Source organism: Acidithiobacillus sp. TH-A36 (assembly GCF_057473445.1).
Map to the genome: position 1 here is coordinate 1 of NZ_JBYCKP010000237.1, position 7,869 is coordinate 7,869.

11 protein-coding genes and 2 pseudogenes are annotated in these 7,869 nt (G+C 55.3%); all 13 read right to left on the reverse strand.

All coding sequences use genetic code 11. The annotated features are described in order from the left end of the window. A pseudogene (locus tag AC2VLY_RS06225) lies at positions 1-403 on the reverse strand (HPr(Ser) kinase/phosphatase); the annotation flags it as partial. A gap of 20 nt (positions 404-423) precedes the next feature. Next, the gene (locus AC2VLY_RS06230) at positions 424-870 is read right to left on the reverse strand and encodes a PTS sugar transporter subunit IIA (protein WP_193651202.1); all 447 of its coding nucleotides are present in this window, start codon (positions 868-870) and stop codon (positions 424-426) included. A 9-nt stretch (positions 871-879) separates the two neighbouring features. After that, the gene (gene hpf, locus AC2VLY_RS06235; protein ID WP_193651201.1) at positions 880-1,221 is read right to left on the reverse strand and encodes a ribosome hibernation-promoting factor, HPF/YfiA family; all 342 of its coding nucleotides are present in this window, start codon (positions 1,219-1,221) and stop codon (positions 880-882) included. A gap of 116 nt (positions 1,222-1,337) precedes the next feature. Next, complete coding sequence (locus tag AC2VLY_RS06240; protein ID WP_193651200.1) at positions 1,338-2,771, reverse strand: RNA polymerase factor sigma-54; 1,434 nt, start codon at positions 2,769-2,771, stop codon at positions 1,338-1,340. Between the two features lie 12 nt (positions 2,772-2,783). After that, complete coding sequence (gene lptB, locus AC2VLY_RS06245; RefSeq protein WP_193651199.1) at positions 2,784-3,509, reverse strand: LPS export ABC transporter ATP-binding protein; 726 nt, start codon at positions 3,507-3,509, stop codon at positions 2,784-2,786. Next, positions 3,506-4,036 carry a lipopolysaccharide transport periplasmic protein LptA gene (gene lptA / locus AC2VLY_RS06250; protein ID WP_486921946.1) on the reverse strand — a complete coding sequence of 177 codons (531 nt, stop codon included), beginning with the start codon at positions 4,034-4,036 and terminating at the stop codon, positions 3,506-3,508. The genes lptB and lptA overlap by 4 nt, the downstream gene beginning before the upstream one ends. Beyond that, complete coding sequence (gene lptC, locus AC2VLY_RS06255; RefSeq protein ID WP_193651197.1) at positions 4,026-4,580, reverse strand: LPS export ABC transporter periplasmic protein LptC; 555 nt, start codon at positions 4,578-4,580, stop codon at positions 4,026-4,028. Before lptC ends, lptA begins: the two co-directional genes overlap by 11 nt. Continuing rightward, positions 4,580-5,131 (reverse strand): KdsC family phosphatase, encoded by a 552-nt coding sequence (locus AC2VLY_RS06260; protein WP_193651196.1) that lies wholly within the window; start codon positions 5,129-5,131, stop codon positions 4,580-4,582. Before AC2VLY_RS06260 ends, lptC begins: the two co-directional genes overlap by 1 nt. After that, the gene (locus AC2VLY_RS06265) at positions 5,128-6,099 is read right to left on the reverse strand and encodes a KpsF/GutQ family sugar-phosphate isomerase (RefSeq protein WP_300249948.1); all 972 of its coding nucleotides are present in this window, start codon (positions 6,097-6,099) and stop codon (positions 5,128-5,130) included. The genes AC2VLY_RS06260 and AC2VLY_RS06265 overlap by 4 nt, the downstream gene beginning before the upstream one ends. Positions 6,100-6,123: 24 nt before the next feature. Then, a complete protein-coding gene (locus AC2VLY_RS06270) occupies positions 6,124-6,402 on the reverse strand; it encodes a hypothetical protein (protein ID WP_193651194.1) in 279 nt (92 codons plus the stop codon). A 27-nt stretch (positions 6,403-6,429) separates the two neighbouring features. Continuing rightward, positions 6,430-6,864 (reverse strand): hypothetical protein, encoded by a 435-nt coding sequence (locus AC2VLY_RS06275; RefSeq protein WP_486892149.1) that lies wholly within the window; start codon positions 6,862-6,864, stop codon positions 6,430-6,432. Next, positions 6,854-7,543 (reverse strand): nucleotidyltransferase family protein, encoded by a 690-nt coding sequence (locus AC2VLY_RS06280; RefSeq protein ID WP_486892148.1) that lies wholly within the window; start codon positions 7,541-7,543, stop codon positions 6,854-6,856. The genes AC2VLY_RS06275 and AC2VLY_RS06280 overlap by 11 nt, the downstream gene beginning before the upstream one ends. Further along, positions 7,528-7,869: pseudogene (locus tag AC2VLY_RS06285) on the reverse strand (aminoglycoside phosphotransferase family protein); the annotation flags it as partial. The pseudogene AC2VLY_RS06285 and the gene AC2VLY_RS06280, both read right to left, overlap by 16 nt.

Genomic DNA, 7,869 nt, shown 5'->3' on the forward strand with positions numbered 1-7,869 from the left:
GAGCCAGCTCGCGATGCAGGTAAAGTTGCAGACGGGCGAGCACCTTCGGGGCCTCCAAGGCAGTCGTCATGACCGCCACTTGCCGGGACTGAAGTGCTTCCAGAAGTTCCGGACTCAGCGTTTCACTTTCGCACAGTACCAACAGGCTCAGCTTTCCCGTAAGAAATTGCTCGAAACTCAGGGGGTTATCCCGCAAAAACTGGAGTTCACAGGTTCCGGCGATCTGTACGACGTGAGGACGAATAAAATTCAGAAAACCGACCAGAGCCGCGCCACCAACATCGTCTTCCGCCCAGGGGTCGCCACGCAGCTGGCAATCCTTATCCGGTCGATGCAGACAATCCCAGAACATCTCCTTGTGGAGATCTTCGCAAAGCCGACGCAGACTGATTTGTCTTTCCATGTCCGCGTCTTCCCTGAAAGCTAATCAGAATGGGTCATTGCGGTAAAAAATCCTTCAGCATTGCGCACCTTGAGCAAGTCTGCACGTACTGTCTCAGAGGCCAAACGTACCGCCAGGGTCGAAAGAATTTCAAGGTGAGCCGTAGCCGCCGTTCTGGGTACGGCCACCGCAATAAATACCTGCACATCCAGACCATCCGGTGCGGCAAAAGAGATTCCCTGAGCACTGCGCAGGGCCGCCAAGGCTACCTCAGTTACACCGTCAATACGGGCATGGGGAAAGGCGACACCATGGCCGATTCCGGTGGAACCCTGCTCTTCACGACTTTTCAGGGCCTGAGCAATGACGGAGGCTGTTTGTCCGGTCGACTCTGCGAGAAGTGCCGCCAAGGCGTCCAGCACGGCTCCGGCATCCGTAACCGGAGGATCAATAAGAACTTGTTGGGGAGTTAAGGGCAGAGTCGTCATGATTGAAGGTCATTCTATCTCGGCAATGGCTGCCAGACCGGAAGGATTGTCATTACGCCGGTCCTGGCGTTTTTCCTTGTAACTGTCAACCTGGCCTTCCAGTTTTTCGGTGACCAGGTCCAGGGCGCGATACATGTCGGCATGCTGGGATACGGCGTGAAACACATGACCAGCTGCATACATAGTCACATCAGCGGTATTTTCGGGATTTTCATGGGGCGCATGTTTCAGAACAACCCGGGCATCAATCACCTGATCAAAATGTCGATCAAGTTTGCCAATTTTATCTTCTGCATGGTTTTTCAGGGCTTCTGTCAGGTCCAGGTGCTGACCGGTAATGGTAATTTGCATGGCGCTCTCCTGTCCTCTTGCGAGGATTGTTTATGATAATTGCCCCTGATCGGGGTCCGGCTTCAGTGTAGCGCCAACCGCCGCCACAAAAAACCCTGTCTTATGGATGTCGAAAACTAAAGCCGCCGACGCTGGCTTGCCGGCGGGATATTGGCCGCTTCCCGATATTTGGCTACCGTCCGGCGGGCAATCTGAATGCCCTGATCGGCGAGAACCTTGGCAATTTCTGCATCACTCAGAGGATGTTTGGGATTTTCCGCCTGAGTCAATTTGATGAGCAAGGCGCGAATGGCCGTCGCCGATGCCGAGCCGCCACTGTCTGTTCCCACATGACTGGAAAAAAAGTACTTGAACTCGAAAAGACCTCGGGGGGTAACCATGTATTTCTGGTTGGTCACCCGGGATACCGTGGATTCATGCATTTCCACGGTTTCGGCAATATGACGCAACACCATGGGGCGCATGGATTCCGGTCCGTTGATAAAAAAATCCTTTTGCTTGTCCACAATCGCCCGGGCCACTTTCAAAATGGTTTCCTGGCGACTTTGCAGGCTCTTGATAAACCAGCGTGCCTCATTGAGCTGATCCTGAATATATTTATGGGCGGCATCCTTGCCCCCGGCCATTCCCGCATAACGGCGATTAATGCGCAGCTTGGGCATGGCCTCGGGATTCAGGTCCACCCGCAGGCGTTTACCGGACCAGCGCACAATCACATCGGGAATGACATACTCGGTATTTTCGCTTCCAACTTCTTCACCCGGTTTGGGGTTGAGAGCGGAAATAAGCGCCATGGCTGATCCCAGCGCGGCTTCATCAACCCCCAGGCTTGCGCACAGCCTTGGATAATCATGGCGACCCAGGGCCTGCAAATGGTCTTTGACAACATCCATCGCCAACTTTTGCACGCTGGCATCCACATCCGTCAACTGCCTGAGTTGCAACAAAAGACATTCACTCAGATCACGCGCCGCCACACCAGGAGGGTCGAAGTCCTGAACGCGCAGCAATACCCCCTGGAAGACGGCAGCATCAACGCCCATGGCAGCAGCCAGATCGTCTGGATTTTCGATCAGGTAACCGCGATCATCAATGGCGTCAATAATCATCTCCGCCATGTTGCGCTCCTCAGGACTGAAGTGCGTCATATCCGCCTGCCAGCGCAGATAGTCCTGAAGGCTTTGACTGTGACTGTTCCGTGCTTCAAAGTCGGGAAGCTCATCATCAGAACCCCCGCCTGATGCACTGGTGCCCAAATCAAACACGTCATCCCATTGACTGTCGACCGGCAAATCATCAGGCAAAGTATCTTCCGCAGCCAGATCCAGCTGGCGATCTTCACCGGAGCTTTCACCGGGTTCAGGAGCACTACCCGAAGCGCCGGATTCTTCAACGGATGCATCCTCATCCAGAAGGGGATTGCTTTCCAGCATCCCCTGAACTTCCTGTTGCAGATCAACCGTCGATAACTGCAGCAGGCGAATGGCTTGTTGCAGTTGCGGGGTCATGGCCAAATGCTGACCGAGTTTGAGTTCTAGACCTTGTTTCATTGCTTTCCAGATTCAGATTCGAAACTGATCTCCCAGATATACCTGACGGACCATGGGATCATCCACGATTTCCTGTGGGCTCCCGGCCGTCAGCACCTTCCCATCATGCAATATATAGGCACGTTCGCAAATGCCTAATGTTTCGCGCACATTATGATCGGTAATCAGGATACCAATGCCGCGTTCACGCAAGTCCTGAATAAGACGTTGGATTTCCAAAACAGAAATCGGGTCGATCCCCGCAAAAGGTTCATCCAGCAAGATGAAGCGCGGACTCATGGCCAAGGCGCGCGCAATTTCCACCCGGCGCCGCTCGCCACCAGAAAGACTGTGCCCCTTGGTGTCGCGCAACAGACCCAAATGCAATTCGGCCAGGAGCTGATCCAGGCGATCCTGGCGTTCGGCTTTACTGAGTGGCAGGGTCTCCAGAACCGCGAGAATATTATCTGCCGCGCTCATTTGCCGAAATACAGATGGTTCCTGGGGCAGGTAACCCAATCCCATGCGCGCCCGTTCATGCATGGGAAATGCAGTGATATCACGCTGCTGCAAAAAAATATGACCACGATTCGGGCGTACCAGTCCGACCATCATGTAAAAAGTGGTGGTTTTGCCAGCGCCATTGGGGCCCAGCAAGCCCACTACTTCCCCGGCGGCAACCTGAACAGAAACATCCCGGACGACCGTACGACGACGATAAGACTTGAACAGAGACTGGGCCTGGAGCAGGTCGCTCATGGCCTCCCACCGCTGGCAGAGCGGTTTGCTGCTGCGGGATAAAACACGGAGTGGACGCGCTGTCCGGGGGATGCCGTCACTGCCGTTTGCTGGTTATTCAAAAAGTACGTCACCTGCTGGCCACTGATTTCATTTTTTTCCTGCCAGAGATGGGCATCCCCTTGCAGCACAATCTCCCCCGAACCCGGTTTGTAAATCAGGGTATCTCCGTAGCCGTGGCGCTGCGCGCTGGACATGGTAAAGCTGACGGGACTACCAGTTGCCGTGGCCGTCTGTACCTTGCCCTGCAGGGCAGCTATGACGAGTTTGCTGGCATGAATGACCACGTCGCCCTGGGTCATAACGACATTGCCGAGATAAGTGGCCTGCTGGGAGGGCTTGTTTTCGGCATGCAGCGTATCTGCACTGATATGAATGGGTCCTTTGGCCAACGTCTGTTGGGCAGCAGGGGCCGCCAGGGCCGCCAGGGAAACCATCACCAGCCCGACCGGCCAGTAGCGCCCTACCGAGCCATGCTTAAGGCGCATAAACACCACGTACATTCCGCAAAATATTGACCTCCTCGGTTTTGACCGACGCCCAGAGCCCTGTTCCGGTCATCCAGTCCTGACCATGTTCCAGGCGAACCGGATCCTGGGTGCTAATAATGCCCGTTTGCGGGTTATAGTGCACCCTCCCGGTCAGAAAACGGGTATCTGGTTTCATTGTCCCGATGACATTCCCCCACAGGGTAATCAGGTGGCTGGATCCATCGACCTTGCCCTGATTGGCGCGCAGATTCAGTTCCTGGCCGGGTCGAAAACGTTTGACTGCGACGTCTTTGAGTATGGTCTGATCGCGACGCGGTTCGTGATAGGCCGTATGCGCCGTGGCCAGCAAGTCCAGCTTCCCGGTGGCATCATACTGACGCATGACAACATCTTCAGCGGCCTGATCGCCCTTATGAATTTGACCGTGCCAGTCAATTTGCGGGAGCGACAGGGGGCGCTGCGGCCATGACCACCAGACCATTCCGGCAAGACACATAACCAGCACGGTAAAACCCAGGCTGGGAAGCCGCAAACGCAGCATCAACAATGCCCCTGTTGCCCAGCCTGGGTCAAAACGGCGGACCAGCAGCCTTTGGCCTGCAAAATCAGCTCACATAATTCCCGGACGGCCCCTCGGCCACCCTCATACTGGCTTTGCCAGTGAACCCGCCGGGTCAGTTCCGGATGGGCATCAGCCGGCGCAGTGGCCAGCCCGACGCGCTGTAAAATGGGCAAATCAATCAGATCGTCACCCATATAAGCAACCATGGCATCTTCAATATTCAGCTCCAGCTTCAGCTCACTGTAAGCCAGATGTTTGTCCTTGCAGCCCTGAAAAAGATGTTTGATACCCAGGTCCCGGGCACGATGCGCCACTGCCGGGGAAAACCGTGCGGTAATAATGGCCAATTCCACGGCATGCGCCTGCAGCAGCTTGATCCCGTAACCATCGCGCACATGAAAGGCTTTGCTTTCGGTGCCGGCATCATCAAAATACAGCCGTCCGTCGGTCATCACTCCATCCACGTCCAGGATCAGCAGCCGGATTTGCGCAGCACTTTCCATCAGGGTTTCCGCTGCCAAACGCTTCATACAATTCCGGCCCGAAGTAAATCATGCATATTCAAGGCGCCGACCAAGCGCTGATTGTCGTCCACAACCAGCAGCGCCCCCACCCGTTTGGCCTCCATCAGGGCTAAAGCCTCGGCCGCCAGTGCTTCAGCGCGGATGCTGCAGGGTTGGGCATGAGCCAGGGCAGACATGGGTTGCTCCCAGAGATCCTGACGCTCGGCAAAAGCCCGCCGCAAATCTCCATCGGTGAAAATACCCAGTACCCGATCCTCGCCATCCACCACGGCGGTCATCCCCAAGCCTTTGCTGCTCATCTCCAGAACCGCATCACGCAGCATGGTTTTCAGGAGTACCTTTGGCAAAGCCTGGCCCTGGTGCATCACATCCTGAACCCGAAGCAACAGACGCTTGCCAAGGCTTCCACCAGGATGGGAAAGCGCAAAATCATCCGCCGAAAACCCGCGCGCCTGCAGCAAGGCCATGGCCAGGGCATCGCCCATGGCCAGAGTTGCCGTGGTGGACGCCGTAGGCGCAAGATTCAGAGGACAGGCTTCGCGCAGCACACTGCAATTGAGATGCACAGCGGCACTGCGCGCCAGGGTCGACTGGGGATTGCCGGTCATGGCGAGCAGTGGTACGGCCAGACGCTTGACCACCGGAAGAATGGCCAGCAATTCAGCCGTTTCACCCGAGTTGGAGAGCGCCAGAAGACAATCAGAGCGGGTCAGCATGCCCAGATCGCCATGACTGCCCTCAGCAGGGTGCAGAAATAAAGCCGGACTGCCCGTACTGGCCAGGGTCGCGGCAATTTTTTTGCCGATGATGCCGGATTTGCCCATACCACTCACTACCACCCGGCCCGAACATTGGAGAAGTAACCCGCAAGCCTGGACAAAACTGTCGTCAAGACGTGCTTCCAATGCACTCACCGCTTCAGCCTCCAGACGCAAAACATCACGCCCGGTAGCCAACAGATTATCGACATCCATGCTTACTGCCATTCTGACAAACACTTAATCTGCACGATCACCGTCCTGTTCCTGAATGGCTTCATAGACTGCATGACATTGGGGATGTGCCGCCATGACCTTGTCAATATCCGCAAATGAAGTCTGGCGCAGCAAGGTCCAGCAACGCATATTTTCTGCAGCCAGACTTTTTGGATGATGCGCATACCAGTTGCTGCTGTCCTTGGGCGTATTACCGACAAGTTCTTGCCCCCGCGCCCACCACAACAGCAGGGCAAAAAGTGCTAGCGCACCAATAATGACCAACGTATATACAATTTTCATAAATTCTGCTGGATGACCTGGGTCAAGTTAAACTTCTTCGTGATATTGCTGATTCAACAATTGTACCAGTTTCCCTTCGCGCTCAGTAATATCCACCATCAGGCGGTCGCTGAAATCCTGCCAGGATGATTGCAGACGGGCGAGATCTTCTCCTTCAGCAAACTGGCCCATCAATTCTCCGACCTTTTCAATGACTTCACGAAGTTGCAAACTGGTACTCAGGGCATTTTTAATTTGTTCGCGAGGATGAGGTATCCAGCTCCGGTCACTGACGTAAGAGCGCAAACGCTCACCATATTCCAGAACCCGTTTGCGCAACTTGCCGCCAAGCCCGATTTGCTGACTGCGCAAATCCCCCCAGACAGCAAGTTCCATCAAATCAACCCAGTCTTTCCGCCAGCGTTTTCGTAGTTCGACAGACACCGATATCGCGTCCTGAACAGCTACCAGGTCAAATTCCATCTTGCCGTACCCTGCATATTTCCTGCGCCACTAGCCATCGCTCCGGCGTACCTACATCGGTCCATATTCCCTGATACAGGGTCCCCTCCACCTCACCCGCTGCAATCCAGTGTCGCAACCAGGGTGCCAAGGGTGCCGACTGTTCCGGGTAGCCCCGCAACAGCGCCGGATCAATGCGGGCAATTCCTGCATAAGTATGACGTTCTTCGCCCTGCAACGCCACTATCCCCGCATTCAGGGCAAAGTCTCCTGCGGGATGATGGGGTGGATTGGGAACCAGGACCAAACATACAGAAGCCAAAGCCGCCTGCAGCAGAGAATCCCAGGGGAAATCCGTACAAATATCTCCGTTGACCAGCAAAAATGGGGCATCTCCCAGTTGTGGCAAGGCCCGGATCAAAGCGCCGCCCGTCTCCAGGCGACCCGACCTTTCGTCACTATAGAAAATGCGTAGCCCCTGCCATTGATGACCCAACCTTTCCACAATCAGGTCGCCCAGATGACCAATATTGATGATAACCTCGCGGACGCCAGCAGCGGCCAGGGATTCCAGATGCCGCACGATGAGCGGTTTACCCCCGACCTCCAGTAAGGGCTTGGGAAGATGGTCCGTGTAGGGACGTAAGCGCTCACCCCGCCCGGCTGCGAGAATCATCGCCCGGGTCATCGCGCCAGCCATGCCGAGAACTGCGGGAAAAATATTTGCAGCTGCGCATCGCTGGCTAAGGCATCCAGTACATATTTGCGAAATTGCGGCAGCAAATCCAGATAACCCGACTTGCCATCACGATAGGCCAAGCGGCAAAAAATTCCCAGAATCTTGATGTTGCGTTGCAATGCCATCCATTCGACACTGCGCACAAAGGACGCCTGCGGCAATGCCGCCCTGCCAGTTTTGCTGAGTCTGTCCTGAAAATCCAGAATCCATTGGTGCCGGCGGGCAGAGCCCCAATCCCAGTAACGATCCCAAAGCAAGGAGGCCAGATCATAGGTCCAGGGGCCGGT